This is a genomic window from Trichococcus collinsii (assembly GCF_900107505.1).
Taxonomy (GTDB): Bacteria; Bacillota; Bacilli; order Lactobacillales; family Aerococcaceae; genus Trichococcus; species Trichococcus collinsii.
Genome location: NZ_FNQH01000002.1, coordinates 595,186 through 611,861 on the forward strand (window position 1 = coordinate 595,186; position 16,676 = coordinate 611,861).

Below are 16,676 nucleotides of genomic sequence, written 5' to 3' on the forward strand. Positions count from 1 at the left end.
GCAAGGAGGAACAACCATGACAGCAGGCAGAAATGAAGCCGATCTGAACGGCATCACCCAGTTGGGCAACCAACAGACTAAATACCCGCAGGACTACGATCCGAAAGTCCTCGAGACTTTTCCGAACAAGCATCCTGACAATGATTACTTTGTGAAATTCAACTGCCCCGAATTCACAAGCTTGTGCCCAATGACGGGACAGCCCGATTTTGCGACCATCTACATTTCCTACGTCCCAGGAGAGATCATGGTCGAAAGCAAATCGCTCAAGCTCTACCTTTTCAGTTTCCGCAACCACGGTGACTTCCACGAGGATTGCATGAACATCATCATGAAGGACCTGATTGCTTTGATGGCGCCGAAATACATCGAGGTATGGGGCAAATTCACACCTAGAGGTGGCATCTCGATCGATCCTTACTGCAACTACGGCAAGCCCGGCACGAAATGGGCAGACGTGGCTTGGCAACGATTGGCGCAGCACGATCTTTATCCTGAGAAAGTCGATAACCGCTAGATGGAAAATGTGAACGGAACAACACAAAAACAAGTATTGGTCGTCTTTTCGGGCGGACAGGATTCGACTACTTGCCTGATCCAAGCCATCCAAAAGTACGGCGCGGCAAACGCAGTGGCCCTTTCCTTCAGCTATGGCCAACGCCATGACATCGAACTGGAACGGGCGGCTTGGATCGCCAAAGATCTTGGGGTCGAACACCACACCCTGGACGCGAGCGTCATGGGCAAAGTCACGACGAATGCGTTGATGGACGAGTCGCAGACAATCAAGGAAGCCGATGCTGAAGACTACCCGAACACCTTCGTCGACGGCCGGAACGCCCTGTTCCTGTTGCTGGCCGGCATCTTTGCCAAATCCAAGGGGATCCGCACCATCATCCTGGGCGTGTGCGAAACGGACTTCAGCGGCTATCCGGACTGCCGGGACGTGTTCGTAAAATCGATGAACGTGACCCTGAACCTAGCCATGGACTACAATTTCAACGTCGAAACGCCGTTGATGTACCTGACCAAGGCGCAGACCTGGGAACTGGCTGATAAGTTGGGTTGCCTCGCCTACATCGAGGAACACACACATACCTGTTATATGGGCGTCCCTGGCGGTTGCGGCGAATGCCCTTCCTGCAAGCTCCGCAACGCCGGATTGGCAGAATACCTGAATAAGTAAGAAAAGCGGAACGGGTTCGCTCAGCCCTGAGTAAGGAAACACTGTGACCTAATCGGTCAAGTGTATCATGCCTCTAAGCGATTGAAATCGCAAGAGTCATGACAATTTAGGAAATCGTGCCGACTGAGCATCGAAGAGCGCAATAGGTGCGATTTATCTAATTTCCGAAGGGCTTACCCGTAAAGCTAGCCATCTAATCACTATATGTTCTGAAACAACCCGTTGACTATTCGGAAAAATCCGAACCAGTCAGCGGGTTGTTTTTTATTGTATGATTGAACATGCCGGACTCGCAAGCTCACCAAATGTAGGGAATCAGGCGGTATTTGACTCGCTGTGTATAGGCCGTGTAGCCTTCCAAGCCCGCCTTCAGCATCTCTTCCTCGTCCTTGATCCGCGCGATGAGTTCGAGACAGCTCAATGCCATCGGAATCACGGCATAGTAGGACCCGAGCATCAGCGGAATCGAAAGGTACAGGATGATGGAAGCCGAATACATCGGATGGCGGATGATCGCATAGAGACCGCTATCAATCAACTGCTGCCCTTCCTGGATTTCGACGACGCGGGAGGCATAGCTATTTTGGGCGAATACGGCGACCACCATCGCATAGGAGCACTCGAACACAATGACGCTGACAACAATCACCCAGAGAGGCACATCGGACCACTGGTAGCGGTAGTCCAATCCAGGCAGGAAAAAGCCCAAGAGCATGAACAACCCTGAAATTTGGACGATTTTGCGTTGCTCTTTGCGTGGTTCCTTCAGGTTCATCCGTTTTTCCAATAACACTGGGTCCTTCCGCAACAAAAAGACGAGCGTCATGACTAACGGAATCATCAATGCCGCAAGAAAAAGCCAAGCCTGCCAATACCGGAAGCTGCCCGCCAAAGCGAACAGGATGCCTCCGATCACAATCACCCCTGAAAATAGGCGAACAAGGACCACCCGTAGCAAGTTGCTCCTTTCCTGCCGAAACTGCTTTCTATCCATGAAATTCATCCCCAGTCTGATATTTCGGCATTCTTTTCAAATCCAGCGCCTCTTTTTTCAGCACGGCAACCTTATCGATCCGCTCCCAGGGAAGGTCCAATTCGGGCCTGCCAAAATGACCATAACAAGCAAGCTTTCTGTAGATCGGCTTCCGCAGATCGAAATCGCGGATGATTGCAGCTGGACGCAGGTCGAAGTGTTTCTTGATCAGTTCTTCGATATGTTCTTCGGCGATGCTGGCCGTCCGGAAGGTTTCGACTCGGACGGAAACGGGCCTAGCCACCCCGATGACATAGGCCAGCTGAATTTCGCAACTGTCTGCCAAGCCTGCTGCCACGACGTTCTTCGCCACATAACGGGCTGCATAGGCGGCGGAGCGGTCGACTTTTGTCGGGTCTTTACCGGAAAAGGAGCCTCCTCCGTGCCGTGCATAACCGCCATAAGTATCGACGATGATTTTTTTGCCGGTCCATCCCGAGTCGCCGGCAGGGCCGCCGATGACGAATCGGCCTGTCGCATTGACGAAATATTTCGTCTGGTCATCCAACAGCTCCGCCGGGATGACGGCCGGAATCACTTTCCGGAGCATATCCTCTCTTATTTTTTCCTGGTCGACCGCTTCGTCATGCTGACAGGCGATGACAACCGCTTCGACCCTTTTAACATGGCCTGCTTCATACTCCACGGTCACCTGTGTTTTGCCGTCCGGCCTCAGATAGGGCAGCTCCCCTGATTTCCGCAGCTCCGCAACTTTCTCGGCCAATTTATGCGCCAACGTAATCGGCAGCGGCATCAGCTCTGGCGTTTCCTTACAGGCATAGCCGAACATCAGCCCCTGATCGCCAGCTCCCAACCGGTCCGTTTCGTCATCTGAACCGAGCCGCTTTTCCAATGAGGAGCCGACCCCAGCAGCGATATCCGCTGATTGCTTGTCCAACCCGATCAGGACGGAGCAGGACTTCCCGTCGATGCCAAAGCTGCTGTCCGTATAGCCGACATCCTGGATGATCGTCCGGACAATAGCCGGAATGTCCACCGTGCTTACCGTCGTGATCTGTCCAAAAACCGTGATCAAACCGGTGCTGGCGGAAACGTCGCAAGCCACCCGCGCAAAAGCATCCTCATCCAGAATGGCATCCAATATTCCATCGGCTATCTGGTCACAGAGTTTATCCGGATGCCCCTCCATGACCGATTCCGAGGTGAAAAATGTTTTTTTCATGATCTATCGCCTCTTCTTTAATTAACAAAATGAATTATGCACGCTTTCCATAGCCAACCTTATCAAATTCGTGTGAGCTTTATTTGCTCTTTGGCTTCCGAAGGCGTGAAGGTTGCCACAAGGTAGCCGACCCCGAAAGGGCCTTCGTAGGAGAGCACTTCCGCTTCGTATTCCCTGCCTTCTAACGCTCCCATCAGGAACAGAATCGAGCGCAGCCCACATTCCGCAGCCCTTTCGAGGAACCCGGCATCCAGCCGCAACAGCTGCCCGGCATCCTTTTCCTTAATGGCTTTTATCACTAATTTATCAAACAGCGGCCCCGCCGAATGGTAGCCGTAAGGCCCGTCAGGCTTCAATACATGAGAAAGATCGGCAGAGGCGATGATGGCTGTGCGCTGATCCGACTGGTCGCAAGCTTCCCCATAGCGCTTTCCCCATTCGTAATAGTGCTCGTAGGAAGGCACCGTCACCAGGATCTTTTCCATCTGCAAGTTGGGCGGCAACTGTTTGCCGAGATAATGCAGCGGTACTTCAAAGCCATGGCCTTCATGCGGCGAGATGATGAGCAGGCGGTCCGGTTCTGCTGCAGCAAGTCTTTCGGCCGCAGCCTCCAAGGACGCCACTGTGCGCTTCACCCTTTCGATGTCCTTCCCGCCTATTTCCGGAATGATGAGCGGTGGATGCGGACTGATGACGCCAAAAACCAACATAACGAATCCCTCCTTTTCAGATGTTGCCGATGTGCACATGCTGTAATCCGTATTTTTTCCCGATGGCCGCGGCTGTTTCCAGTGTCTCCATCGGTGTGATGGACGAATCCATCATTTTCCAGCCTGGGAAGAAGCGGTTGACATGCCAAGGCACTTCCTTGCCGACCTCCTCGGCGATGAAACGCGCCATCCGTTCAAGCTGATCGATGCGGTCATTCACCCCAGGCACGACGAGTGTGGCGATTTCGAGGTGCACACCTGCTGCATGGAGCTGTTTGATGGTGTCCAATACCGGTTGCGCGGTTCCACCGCAATATTCTTTATAAACTTCGTCATCTGTGCCTTTCAGGTCGACATTGACCGCATCCAGATAAGGAATGATGGCATCCAAAGTTTCCTTCGACGCATAGCCAGCCGTCTTCCAGATATTCTTCAATCCCGCTTCACGGGCAAGCTTCATCGTGTCGAGCGCATACTCGACAAAGATGATTGGTTCCGTATAAGTATAGGCGATTGAAGGACAGCCGGCAGCCAATGCCCGCCGCACATGCTCTGCCGGGCTGATGTCCTCCCCATAAATCGGCCGATCCGGTTTGGAGGCCTGCGAAATCGCCCAGTTCTGGCACCAGAGACAGCGCAAATTGCAGCCGATTGTGGCGAACGAATACACCGTGGTGCCTGGAAGGAAATGGTTGAGCGGCTTCTTTTCGACAGGATCGATCGCAACCGCGATTGCTTTTCCGTAGTTCAATGCATACAACGTCCCCTCCCGGTTCTCCCTGACAGCGCAGATGCCCCGCTTGCCTTGCGCGATGACGCAATGATGCGGGCAGACGCCGCATCTGACTCTGCCGTCACCCAGTTTTTCGTACAACATAGCTTCCTTCATTCCATACACCCCTTTCATCCGCTTTGTAAATGTTATCGCTTACACATATCTTACTGCATTTTTGCTTTACAATCCAAAATTTAACAGGCTGATTTCCGAAAAGTCCAACATGCTTTGATACAGTCAAATTTTTTGGTAAATGCAAAAAGAAAATAGCGTACTATTCATTTCATAGATCCATTTAGTGAATATTGCGCTATAATTAGTAAAGATAACCAATAAATTTTACTACCCTATATGCAAGGAGAACCTAAAATGAAATCAGAACAAGAAAAAATGATCGCCGGCGAACTTTATTTTTCCAGTGATCCGGAACTTTCCTCGATGCGCCAAAGTTCCCGGGAAAAGATGCACCTTTTCAATAACGAAACGGATGCCCGCAAACGCAGTGAACTGTTGAAAAACTGGTTCGGAAAAACCGGGGAAAATATCTATATAGAACCGACATTTTCGCTGGACTACGGCTTTAATATTTTTGTCGGCGAGAATTTCTATGCGAACTTCAATTGCACGATACTCGATACTTGCCCGGTCATATTTGGAAACAACGTGATGATCGCGCCGAACGTCAGCTTCTATACTGCTACCCACCCGATCGATCCGGTCGAACGAAACAGCGGCTGGGAGTATGGCAAACCGATCACAATCGGTGACAATGTCTGGATTGGCGGCTCTTCCGTGATCGGTCCGGGTGTCACGCTGGGGGACAATGTTGTCGTCGGAATGGGTAGCGTTGTGACCAAATCCTTCCCGGAAAATGTCGTGATTGCAGGGAATCCGGCGCGCGTCATCCGTCACATCGAGCTTTCCGATTCCAAGTCCTGAATAAGATAATGCTAAAAAACGATAGCGCTCAGCATCCAGCTGACCGCTATCGTTTTTCACTTTAAACAGTTATTTCTCCGTCAACAAACGGTGGATGGCTTTATCGACCAAGGCGATCGGCAACCCGACGATTGTATTATAGTCCCCTTCGATTCCGGAAACCCAGAGCGCGGCTTCCTCCTGGATGCCGTATGCTCCGGCTTTGTCCATCGGCTTGCCCGATGCCACGTATGCCTTCACTTCCTCCTCCATCCGATCTTCCCATTCAAAGAAGCTTACTTTCGTCTCAGAAGCAAAGGTCACTTCCTTTTCGCCCCATAAAATGCTGACACCGGTCAGTACCGAATGCGTCTTGCCTGCCATTGCGCGCAGCATCGCATAGGCATCGGCTTCATCAACCGGTTTGCCGAGGATCTTTTCGTCCAACACGACCACAGTGTCCGAACCTATGACCATCGCTTCCCTGTTCCCGTGGTGGATGACCGCTGCTTTTTCCCGAGCCAACGTTTTCACCAGTTCCATGGCAGTGTCCAAAAATGTTCCCTGTCCCGCTTCAGCGAGGATGCGTTCTTCTATCGCTTTTTCATCGATATCCGCAGCCTGGACCGCGAAGTCCTTGATGGACAAGGACAGCAGTTCGCTGCGTCTTGGCGACTGACTCACCAAAATGATGTTCGGATCCATCTTTTCTCCCCTTTCTTCTTCAAAATGAAGTATCATGTCATACCAAACGGCGTTCCCATGCGTGGAACTCGATCTGCCGCTGTTCACCAATCCGAATTTCTCGTAGTAAGGGATCTTTTCCTCTTTGCAGCAAAGCGTCAAGCCTTTTCTGCCTGCTTGTCTGGCCGCATCGATCAGTGCAGTCAGCAACGTTTCAGCGATTCCCTGTCTTCTGTAGGCTGGACTCACATCCAATCCGAATACGCTTTGATAAGCGCCATCCGGATTATGCAGGGCAGCATCATGGTAATGGGCATCGCGGATAATCGGCTCATCGATGACCGCGCCGTTCACGAATCCTACCAGCACGCCCTCGGCTTCGGCGACCAGAAAACTCTCTGGGAACAGCTGCAGCCGCTTGCTGAGAGCCTCAAGCGTCGCCGCCTCGATTTCCGGAAAACACGCATCCTCGATTATTTTCAATGCAGCCAAATCCTGAAGATCCGCTTTCCTGATTTCAATTTCCATCCTCTGATTCCTCCTTCACTGTCCATAGTTCATATTACCGACAAATCTTCGATTTTTCCAGAAAATTCCGTCTGCGTAGCCTCCCAGGGAAAAACATTGTCCGGATTGGACAAACTGCCCTCTCCCACTGATCCAGAAAGCGATTGCATTACCTGTGAATCGATAGTATGATGACGATAGCTTGATAAAATATTCACGCAATCCATACTATCATTACCTAAGGGGGGGCTTCAAAATGAACAACATCGAAAATAAATGGATGCGTGCCGCTGTCCCGGCATTGCTGATCCATTGCAGCATCGGAACAGTCTACTGCTGGTCTTTGCTGAAGGGGGGCATCGCCGAATATATCGGTAGGCCGAAAGGTGAGGTCGAATGGGCGTTCAGCATCGCCATCTTCTTCCTTGGCATGTCGGCTGCCTTCGCGGGTAGGGTCGTGGAGAAGGACATCCACAAATCTTCCCTGATTGCGGCTGTATGTTTTGCCGCCGGGATGGCTGGAACCGGATTCTTCATCCAGCAGAAATCGCTGATTGGCATCTTTCTGACTTACGGTGTCCTGATGGGCATCGGTTGCGGCATCGGCTACCTCTCACCGGTCAAAACCCTGATGCTCTGGTTCAAAAACAATAAAGGCCTGGCTACGGGGATAGCGGTGGCCGGATTCGGATTGGCAAAGGTCATCGCCAGCCCGATCATTGAGATGCTTTTGGGTGCGACTAACGCTGATGGTACGCTCGTTGACCCGACCCGTCTCTACAAACTGTTCTATATCCTTGCGGTTGTCTATTTCCTCATGATGTTCTTAGGCCATCTACTATTAAAAAAACCGTCCGATTGGGTGGAAGTGCCCGTTCAGAAAAAGAGAGGTGAAAATATCCTCGACATCTTCAAGAACAAAACCTTCATTGGCATCTGGTTGATGTTCTTCATCAACATCACATGCGGCTTGGCGCTCATCTCGCAGGAAAAGGATCTGCTGCACTTCATCGGCTTCGGTGCTGTCGGAGTGATCAGCTCATTGACGGCGCTCTTCAACGCAAGTGGCCGGCTTGGCTTTGCATCCTTCGGGGATAGGTTGAAGGACAGGAACACCATTTATATCTGGATTTTCGGTCTGTCGATTGCTGCTACGGCAATGACGCTTTTGGCGAACGGCATCAACAACGCAATCGCTCCTTTAGTAATCATTACGCTTTGTGTCATCAATGCCGGCTACGGCGGCGGTTTCTCCAGCCTTCCACCACTGCTTGCTGACCGCTTCGGGATGAACAGCATCAGCACCATCCACGGACTGGCTTTATCGGCCTGGGCTTTTGCCGGGCTTTCGGGGAACCAATTGAGTGCCTTTATCATCGCTAAAACTGATTCTTACAACAATGTTCTTTATGTCGTCTTGGCTCTTTATACGGTCGCGCTCCTTATCAGCGCCTTCCTTCTAAGAAAAAAACCGGATGACGTGAATAAAACGAGACATCCAGCCTGACAGAAAAATCCCGGAAGATATCCATTTTGAATGGATCCTCTTCCGGGATTTTTTTTAATTTCAGGAAAATATAAAATATTTCGAACCCAAAAGTGCATCACCGTTGGTGTTTCACATGTTTGTAAATTGTTCCTAGCACCCAATAATGATGGCTAGCTTCACGGGTAAGCCCTTCGGAAATTAGATAAATCGTACCTATTGCGCTCTACGGTGCTCAGTCGGCACGATTTCCTAAATTTCTTTCAGGGCTAAGCGAACCCGTTCAGCTTTTCTTAATTTGTACTGAAGACTTCTTCAGCTACTGCGACGCCGGCTCGGGCGTCTTTGCAGTAATAGTCCGCACCGATAGCTTTGGCGTACTTTTCTGTCAGTACGGCACCACCGACGAAGACTTTCACGGGCAGACCCGCCTCGCGCAAGGCCGTGATCGTATCCTCCATCGCAGTGACGGTCGTCGTCATCAAAGCAGAAAGTCCGACCAATTTGACCTGGTGTTGCTTGGCGACAGCGACAACCTCCTCGATTGGGACATCTTTGCCCAGGTCGATGACGTCGTAGCCATAGTTTTCAAGCAGCACTTTCGCCAGATTCTTTCCGATATCGTGAATATCCCCTCTTACAGTGGCCATCACGATCGTCCCCTTCGATTCTAGCTTCTCATTGCCTGCAGCAAGTTTCGCACGGATCGTCTCAAAAGCTTTTCCGGCCGTTTCGGCGGCGCGGATCAGCTGAGGCAGGAAGATGTTCTTCTGTTCATAGAGCTTGCCGACTTCATCCAATGCCGGCACGATGTGATCGTCCACGACAGCCAACGGAGTATTGTCTTTAAGCAGCACATTTGTGGCCTTCATGATGCCTGTTTCGTCGCCCTCCAAGAGCATTTCCCGGTAGGAACGGGCCGCATTTTCCTGCTTGGGCCCATCGGATTTGACCACAGCCTTTTTGTTGTTGTAGTCGATATAGTCGATAGCGCCTTCGTCTTGCCCTGAAAGAACATTGAAGGCGCGCATCGTGTCGACGATTCCGTCGGCCCCTGGGTTGATGATGACCGTATCCAATCCCGAAGTCAGGGCCATCGCAAAATAGGTGCGGTTGATCAAGGCTCGGAAAGGCAGTCCATAGGAAACATTGCTCAGCCCCAAAGTGGTCAACGCTTTCGTGTTTTCCTTGACCCAACGCAATGCCTTCAACGTCTCCATGACCGCTTTCTGCTGGGCAGCTGCAGTGAGCACCAGGCAATCGACCAACAATCTTTCGGATCCGATGCCATATGCTCCCGCTCGATCAATCAGCTTCTGGGCGACCTTGGTCCGGCCGTCAGCGTCATCCGGGATGCCCGCCTCATCCAGACACAAGGCCACGACAAAGGCGCCATATTTCTGGACAATCGGATAGATTTCAGCCATCGAGGATTCTTTCCCGTTGACCGAATTGACGATTGCGACGCCGCTGTAGCGCCTCAAAGCTGCTTCAAGCACTTCCGGTTTGGTCGAATCGAACTGCAGCGGCGCTTCAACCAGGCCGCTCATGCCATCGATGATTTTTGTCATGTAATCCGTTTCGTCGATCATCGGCAAAGAGGTGTTGACGTCCAGCACATCCGCTCCTTTTTGGACCTGTTCGAAAGCGACTTTGATGGCCGCCAACGGATTGCCTGCCACGAATTGTTCCTTCAAAGCCTTGTTGCCTGACGGGTTGATCCGTTCACCGATGAGGGTGATCTGGCCATCCAAGCAAACCTTCTTCTGCGCGGAACAGACATACCGCTTCAGTTTGTTGGCTTCCCGTTTCACAAAAGACACCTTGGCCTGTTCCAGATCACGGATATATTCCGGGGTCGTACCGCAGCACCCGCCGATTACGGAAACCCCCAAAACGGCCAGTTCCTTCGCGACCTCCAGATAATCTGTGGAAGCGACGTTATATTTGGCGACTCCCGCTTCAGTCACAGGGATGCCGGCATTCGCCTGCACCATCACAGGTGTGTTCGTGAAGGCCAAAATCCTTTTGATGATGGGAATCAGTTCCTTTGGCCCCAATGAGCAGTTTACGCCCAGTACATCCACACCCAAAGCATCCAAAGAGAGCGCCATGATTTCCGGTTCGGTTCCGGTCAAGGTGTTGCCGTCCTCTGTAAATGTCATGGTCGCAAAGATCGGCAAGTTGCTGTTTTCTTTTGCAGCCAAAACGGCCGCGCGCATTTCCGCCAGATCCGACATCGTTTCGATGAGAATCAGATCGGCTCCGGCCGCGGCTCCGATCGTCACTTGTTCGCGGAAATAGTCGTAAGCCTGGTCGAAATCAAGCAATCCAATCGGTTTCATCATCTTCCCTACCGGTCCGATATCAAGCGCCACTTTCGCCCCGGTCCCTGCCGTTGCCGCTTTGGCGATTTCGACGGCAGCAGTAATCACTTCCGCAACGGAATAGCTGGTCTCTTGCAGTTTGTAGGCATTCGCACCGAATGTATTTGTAGTGATGAATTGTGCGCCGGCTTCGACGTATTCCCGATGGATCCGGCCGAGCAGCTCTGGATCCTCCAGATTCAACGCTTCCGGATTTTGGCCGGCTTTCATCCCGTATGTCTGGAGCATCGTGCCCATCGCTCCATCAAAGAGAAGCAGCTCTTCTCCAATTTGTTTCCTGATATCCATTCCTTTGCCTCCTAGCTTAACTTCTGGCCGTGCAGCTGGCGTTCAGATCGCACTCGTTGCAGCTGGTGTTCCCGCAGCGATGGTTCTCCCCTTTGGAGGTGCCTTCCTCCAGAACGCCCAATATCGCCACTATCGATTTTCTTGGCGTCATCAGCATAGAATCCGTTAGATGGACCCCGATCCGCTTATCGGATTGCAATTCCCCGAGCAGCGTTTTGTTGGTGGCCAATGGAAGGTCACCATACCCTGGCGCATAGCGGAACGTCAATGCGGATCCCGCCGGCAGTTGGCTTTCGATTTCCTGCTGGCAGCAGTCCGCGATCGTCTCGACGAATGCGGAGGCGCAGGAATCAGCGATCATGCCTAAGGTCGGCGACATCATTTTATTGCGTTCGATGAGGAGGTCTCCCTTGGCGCCTAACGTGCAGACCATGATGTAGACCTCTTTGCATCGTTTAAGCATGCGGGTGATGCTTTTTCCTTCCAGCACAACAGCAGTCCCTTTCAACGTAATTAAGCCTTCAACTGAGTGGTCCAGGAGATAGTGTCCATAAGTCCATTTCCCGGTGATCGCCTGCTCAAACTGGGCAGCGATGGCCTCCATATCGTGCTTTGTCCGTTCGTCCGGTTGTTTGTTGCCGAAGCCAAGATACTTTGCGACCAGCTTCAGATCCGTCTTCATCTTTGCGGCTCTTTTCTGCAGACTGCCTTGCGGACACAGGAGATGTTCTCCATAATTCTTCTTGTCGCGTCTGGCTTGTTCATCGTGTAGATATGGACGCCATCCACCCCGGAAGAAAGCAGATCGATGATCTGATCGACTGCGTAGGCGATGCCCGCTTCCTGCAGCGATGCCGGATCGTGCGCGTATCTATCAAGTATCCGCAGGAATTTTGGCGGCAGATTGCAGCCGGAAATTTCCTGGATCCGTTTCACTTGTTTGATGTTCAGAACCGGCAATATCCCGGCGATGACCGGTTGTTCGATGCCAACGAGATCCAATTTCTCCTTGAACTGATAGAAAAGATCATTGTCGTAGAAAAGCTGCGTGATCATGAAGTCGGCACCATGATCCATTTTTCTTTTCAGATTTTTCAGGTCATCCACTTTGTTAATGGAATCGACGTGCCCTTCCGGATAGCAAGCCGCTCCAATCGAAAAATCACCTGCTGCTTTGATATCGTCGATGAGTTCGGAAGCATAACGGTATTCCGGATGCCAGTTCTTGTCCGCCAATTTTTCTTGTGGGATATCACCCCGCAAAGCTAGGATGTTTTCGATGCCGCTTTCTTTGATTGATGCTAATGTCCGTTTCATGCCCTCTTTTGTGGAGGTGCAGCCTGTCAAATGGGCAATCGACTCGATGCCGAAATCCTTTTTAATACGCGATGCGATTTCAACCGTATTGCTTTGGGCGGTTCCGCCAGCGCCGTAAGTCACGGATATGAAATCGGGATGCAGGTCCTTCAGGTCATGCAAAGTGTCGAACACGGTGTCGAGGGAATAGCTGCTCTTCGGCGGAAAAATTTCAAACGAAACGGTAGGTTCCCCTTTACTGATCATATCTCTAATCTTCATAATCATGTCCTCCTTCAATTTGTTCAAAGTGGCAAATCCCAAGCGCACTTACTTTGTGTACAATTGATCATGTCAGTTGATGAATACCCGCAAGTAGTCATTTATTTCCAATAGTATGACACGGAATGAAGATATAGAGTAACACCAAAAAAATATACTTAGTTATAGTAAAAGACTATACCCAAAAAGGGCCGAACCCGTTAATTCCCGTAGGTCCGGATTACTGCTTTCAGCTCCTTGATGTAGGCTGCCGCCTGCCGGCTAATTCCGGCTTTCTTGTTGGCGATCCAACCGATCACCATCCGGTCCTCGACATCCAAAGGTACGGAAACGATGTCAGTTCCGTTCAACTCTTCACTAAGTACGCCGGTGGAGATAGTATAGCCGTCCAAGCCGATCACTAAGTTGAACAAAGTCGCGCGGTCGCTGACGAGGATGCTTTTTTTATGGAAGACGGTGCTGAGAATCTCTTCCGAAAAATAGAAGGAATTATGCTCGCCCTGTTCAAACGACAGGTAGGGATAATCCTCGAGATCCGCCAAGGTGACGCTCTGTTTGGACGCCAAGGGATTGCGGACGCTGACAAAGATGTGCGGTTCCGCTTCGAACAAAGGATGGAACTCCAATTGGCTTTCCTGCAGGATCTTTTTGAGCGCATTGCGGTTGAACGAATCGAGGTAGAGGATGCCGATTTCACTCTGGAAACTTTTGACGTCCTCAATGATTTCATGGGTGCGCGTCTCGCGCAAGGTGAACTTGTATTCATCCGCTCCACTCTTTTTGATCATGTTGACGAACGCGCTAACGGCGAACGCGTAGTGTTGGGTCGAAATGGAGCACAACTGCTTGGCCGGTTTCTTGTCGAGATAGCGCTGCTCCAGCAACTCCGCTTGCTCGATCACCTGCTGGGCATACTTCAGGAATTCGCTGCCTTCTGCGGTCAAGGTGATGCCTTTGGCGGTCCGGATGAACAGTTCCAAGCCAATTTCTTCCTCAAGGTCCTTGATGGCGTTCGATAGGCTAGGTTGCGAAATGAAGCATTTTTTTGCAGCTTCGTTGATCGATTTGTACTGCGCGACTGCCAGCATATATCTTAATTGTTTTAAGGTCATCTGTCTTCCCTCTCCTCTCGCTGCTTTGGCCGCCTCAGCGGTTATTTGGCATGTTTTTTTGATTCTGCCTCGATTATACCAGATGGGTTCCCGCACGGCCAAGGACGGGCTGATGCGCATCGGAAAAACGATGCCTGCTCCGGCCAGACTTGTCTTCATCGGAGCAAAAAAAGATCGGCGCGGCAGCATTTCAATATGCTTCCGCGCCGATCAGATGCTATTTTTTCCGGCTGACTTTTTCCTCTATCGTGCGTTCGAAGCTTTCTTGGTTGTCAACCACCGCGATAGGAGCGTACTCCGGCCATGCCTCTTCCAAGGCTTCCGCGGAGTCTCCGCTCAGCAGGAGCACCTCGATTTTCCGGCCGAAACGTTGCTCCAATTCTTCCGAATAGCCCATAATCGATGGCACTGCATCGATTGCGATCGCTGCACTGCCGTTCTTTTTGAATGTCCTTGCTACTACGAATTTCATAGATTCACCTCAGGGTCCATTATAGCAAAAAGGCCACGCTACCGGTGAAAAAAATTGGCGATTCCGTTGCTGATTCCACACTTTCGGATCGGCTCCTTATACGTCCAGCTCGGTCTGAACGCTGGTTTCTTCAGGCGTAGCCTTGTAGTGGGCCATCACTAAAGCACCTAAGCCCGCCATAACGGTCAGCAAGGAGCTGAGGAATTTGACAAACGGTGGCAGCCCCAAAAGCCCGAGGATAGCCAATCCCAAGAGCACCAGCCAGACTCCCTTATGCAGCTCTGGCCATTTGAAGCGCTTCGCCACCCACTGTCCGATGAAAACCGCCACGATGATCCGCGACAAATATAGCGAAAACGTGTAGACGGCACTTAACATGAAGCCTGCTGGTATCCCGATGACGGTGACCATCGCCAAGATGATCATCGGCGGCACGACCAGCAGCGTCAGTAAACCGACACCTAACGTCTTTAATGGCTTCTCAGCCAATGGGCGAGCCGTGTTGTTCCAGAAATTAGGCCGCCAGATCCGAATCAGGAACCAGATCAGCAAAGCGCTCGCCAAGCTCCAGAGGAACCAGAAAAATTTCCTTACCGGAGTTCTCGTCTCTTTCACCGCGACTTCTCTGTCCACGTTCGTCGTTTTGGCAAATTCCCAATCGGTGTCTCCGGCGATCGTTGCACCGGTTCCGATGTCAGCTTCGTTTTCACCCTTGTAGTTGAGGTCTCCCGCTATGTTCGCGCCGTCCTGGAGTTTCAGACTGTCCGTCTGAAGATTGACATCCCCGCCGATCTGCCCACTCAGGACAATCTCGGCTCCGCCGCCGAAGAGGTTGCGTTGGATGATCCCATCCTGCAGGATGGTAGCGCCAGCCGCAAATAAGTCCCTGCCAATGGACGCATCCTGTCCGATGGAGATACTCTGACCGGCAAAGAAAACATCGCTTTCCGACTGCCCATCAAAGGTAAGTGCTTGCCCAGCTCCATAAATATTGCCGGTCACTGTCCCGTTGATGGTAATCGTTTGGGAAGCAACAAAAAGATCACCGTTGATATTGCCGTTGATCCGGACATCCTGCCCGGACACAAACGTCGTCCCCTCCACATTTCCATCTACTTTCACCACATTACCCGCAAAGAAACCCGGTCCTTCAATCGTCTCACCTGCAGCCAAATGATCCAGATTTTCCGCATTCATGGTAGTGGCCGAAGCAACACCTGAAAATCCCAACAAAATCGCCAAAAATAACAAATTGATACTCCAGAAGAACCCTTTCCACCAAACCTTCTTATTCATCCTGCATCCTTCTTTCATGCAACCATGCAAAAAACAGTGACTAGGCTTCGTAAACTCTTCTAAGTTCCGCAAGGTCTAATTTTTTCATTTTCAGAGTTGCCTCTGTGACGCGTGCCAATTTTTCAGGATCCGCTGTCTGCATCATCTCGTTCATGTCCGTTGGAACGATCTGCCAGGATACCCCGTATTTATCCTTCAGCCATCCGCAATTTTCCGCTTCCGGGACATAAGATAGGGCTTCCCAATAGTAATCTATTTCTTCCTGATTTTCGCAATTGACGATGAAAGAGAAAGCTTCATTGAATTCAAAATCATGAGCCTGAGCGCTGTCCATGGCTGCGAACGCTTGGCCTTCCAGCTTGAACGAGGCGAACTTTACCGTCCCGGGCGCATCCGGTTCCTCCCCAACTCCGTAGTAATCCATTCCGTCGATTTCGGTATCCGAAAATACTGCCTCATAGAAACGGATTGCTTCCTCTGCTTTGCCACACTGTTTGTTGGTGAACATCAGTGTCGGCGTCAATTTCTGCTCTATCTCCCGTTCACCGACATGCATGACCTGCCAGGACAGGCCGTAGCGGTCTTCCGTCCAACCATACTTTTTGCTGAAGGGATAAGCATCCAACGGCATGAGCGCCGTGCCGCCATCCGAAAGTTTTTCCCAAAGGAAATCGATTTCTTTCATTGATGCGCAATCGATTCGGATGGAAATGGACGGATTGAGGCGGAAATATGGACCTGCCGAGATCGCCATGAAATCCTGACCGGCCAACGTCATCGAGACAATCTCGGCATCTCCGTATGGTGGTGGATTTTGGATTTGGCTGATGTTTGTGATTTTGGAATTATCGAACAATGAGGTATAGAATTCGGCTGCTTCTGTAGCCTGCGTATCAAACCAAAAATGCGGAACAATTCTATTCATAGATAAATTCCCCCTTAATCTTTTTCATACCGACCCCGACAGTGCAAATGGACAAAAAAACAGCGGCTGCACCGACCCGCCGAATATGTTCTTCGGCGCAGTCGGTGCTCTCCACTGCCATTATGCCACTTTTCGT

The 16,676-nt window shown here is 51.1% G+C and carries 15 protein-coding genes and 1 pseudogene; 4 read left to right on the top strand and 12 right to left on the bottom strand.

Annotated features, from left to right (window positions below):
- Nucleotides 1-16 precede the first annotated feature (16 nt).
- On the top strand, nt 17-517 hold the full coding sequence (gene queF / locus BLV66_RS07155) for a preQ(1) synthase (RefSeq protein WP_086987162.1): 501 nt from the start codon (nt 17-19) through the stop codon (nt 515-517).
- Nucleotides 518-526: 9 nt separating this feature from the next.
- Nucleotides 527-1,186, top strand: coding sequence for a 7-cyano-7-deazaguanine synthase QueC (queC, locus tag BLV66_RS07160; protein WP_245826733.1), 660 nt, complete (start codon nt 527-529; stop codon nt 1,184-1,186).
- 298 nt (nt 1,187-1,484) lie between these two features.
- Here the strand turns inward: queC and BLV66_RS07165 are convergent, their stop codons facing one another.
- Genes BLV66_RS07165 through amrS form a run of 4 tightly spaced genes read right to left on the bottom strand, consistent with a single transcriptional unit; the run spans nt 1,485 to nt 5,001 of the window.
- A complete protein-coding gene (locus tag BLV66_RS07165) occupies nt 1,485-2,180 on the bottom strand; it encodes a methyltransferase family protein (RefSeq protein ID WP_176974168.1) in 696 nt (231 codons plus the stop codon).
- Nucleotides 2,173-3,405, bottom strand: a complete 1,233-nt coding sequence (gene metK / locus BLV66_RS07170; RefSeq protein ID WP_218131816.1) for a methionine adenosyltransferase — start codon at nt 3,403-3,405, stop codon at nt 2,173-2,175. Before metK ends, BLV66_RS07165 begins: the two co-directional genes overlap by 8 nt.
- Before the next feature lie 59 nt (nt 3,406-3,464).
- Nucleotides 3,465-4,112: an AmmeMemoRadiSam system protein B gene (amrB, locus tag BLV66_RS07175; RefSeq protein WP_176974169.1), complete on the bottom strand. Its 648-nt coding sequence runs from the start codon at nt 4,110-4,112 to the stop codon at nt 3,465-3,467.
- 16 nt (nt 4,113-4,128) lie between these two features.
- Nucleotides 4,129-5,001, bottom strand: a complete 873-nt coding sequence (gene amrS / locus BLV66_RS07180; RefSeq protein ID WP_086987157.1) for an AmmeMemoRadiSam system radical SAM enzyme — start codon at nt 4,999-5,001, stop codon at nt 4,129-4,131.
- Between the two features lie 255 nt (nt 5,002-5,256).
- On the opposite strand from amrS, the pseudogene BLV66_RS07185 reads away from it, so the two are divergent.
- Nucleotides 5,257-5,808, top strand: a pseudogene (locus BLV66_RS07185) (sugar O-acetyltransferase); the annotation flags it as partial.
- A gap of 87 nt (nt 5,809-5,895) precedes the next feature.
- On the opposite strand, the gene BLV66_RS15570 reads toward BLV66_RS07185, so the two are convergent.
- A complete protein-coding gene (locus tag BLV66_RS15570; RefSeq protein WP_176974170.1) occupies nt 5,896-7,017 on the bottom strand; it encodes a Maf family nucleotide pyrophosphatase in 1,122 nt (373 codons plus the stop codon).
- Nucleotides 7,018-7,261: 244 nt separating this feature from the next.
- Between BLV66_RS15570 and BLV66_RS07200 the strand changes: the two genes are divergently transcribed.
- Complete coding sequence (locus BLV66_RS07200) at nt 7,262-8,503, top strand: OFA family MFS transporter (protein ID WP_218131817.1); 1,242 nt, start codon at nt 7,262-7,264, stop codon at nt 8,501-8,503.
- Between the two features lie 272 nt (nt 8,504-8,775).
- Here BLV66_RS07200 and BLV66_RS07205 read toward each other — a convergent pair whose 3' ends face one another.
- The 7 genes from BLV66_RS07205 to BLV66_RS07235 form a co-directional block, all read right to left on the bottom strand.
- A complete protein-coding gene (locus tag BLV66_RS07205) occupies nt 8,776-11,157 on the bottom strand; it encodes a homocysteine S-methyltransferase family protein (RefSeq protein WP_086987154.1) in 2,382 nt (793 codons plus the stop codon).
- 16 nt (nt 11,158-11,173) lie between these two features.
- Nucleotides 11,174-11,839: a vitamin B12 dependent-methionine synthase activation domain-containing protein gene (locus BLV66_RS07210; protein ID WP_086987153.1), complete on the bottom strand. Its 666-nt coding sequence runs from the start codon at nt 11,837-11,839 to the stop codon at nt 11,174-11,176.
- Nucleotides 11,836-12,735 (bottom strand): methylenetetrahydrofolate reductase [NAD(P)H], encoded by a 900-nt coding sequence (gene metF / locus BLV66_RS07215; protein ID WP_086987152.1) that lies wholly within the window; start codon nt 12,733-12,735, stop codon nt 11,836-11,838. The genes BLV66_RS07210 and metF overlap by 4 nt, the downstream gene beginning before the upstream one ends.
- Before the next feature lie 200 nt (nt 12,736-12,935).
- A complete protein-coding gene (locus tag BLV66_RS07220; RefSeq protein WP_086626731.1) occupies nt 12,936-13,847 on the bottom strand; it encodes a LysR family transcriptional regulator in 912 nt (303 codons plus the stop codon).
- 217 nt (nt 13,848-14,064) lie between these two features.
- Nucleotides 14,065-14,319 (bottom strand): DUF6718 family protein, encoded by a 255-nt coding sequence (locus BLV66_RS07225; RefSeq protein WP_086987151.1) that lies wholly within the window; start codon nt 14,317-14,319, stop codon nt 14,065-14,067.
- 96 nt (nt 14,320-14,415) lie between these two features.
- A complete protein-coding gene (locus tag BLV66_RS07230) occupies nt 14,416-15,615 on the bottom strand; it encodes a hypothetical protein (protein ID WP_086987150.1) in 1,200 nt (399 codons plus the stop codon).
- Nucleotides 15,616-15,655: 40 nt separating this feature from the next.
- Nucleotides 15,656-16,540: a VOC family protein gene (locus tag BLV66_RS07235; RefSeq protein ID WP_086987149.1), complete on the bottom strand. Its 885-nt coding sequence runs from the start codon at nt 16,538-16,540 to the stop codon at nt 15,656-15,658.
- Nucleotides 16,541-16,676 lie beyond the last annotated feature (136 nt).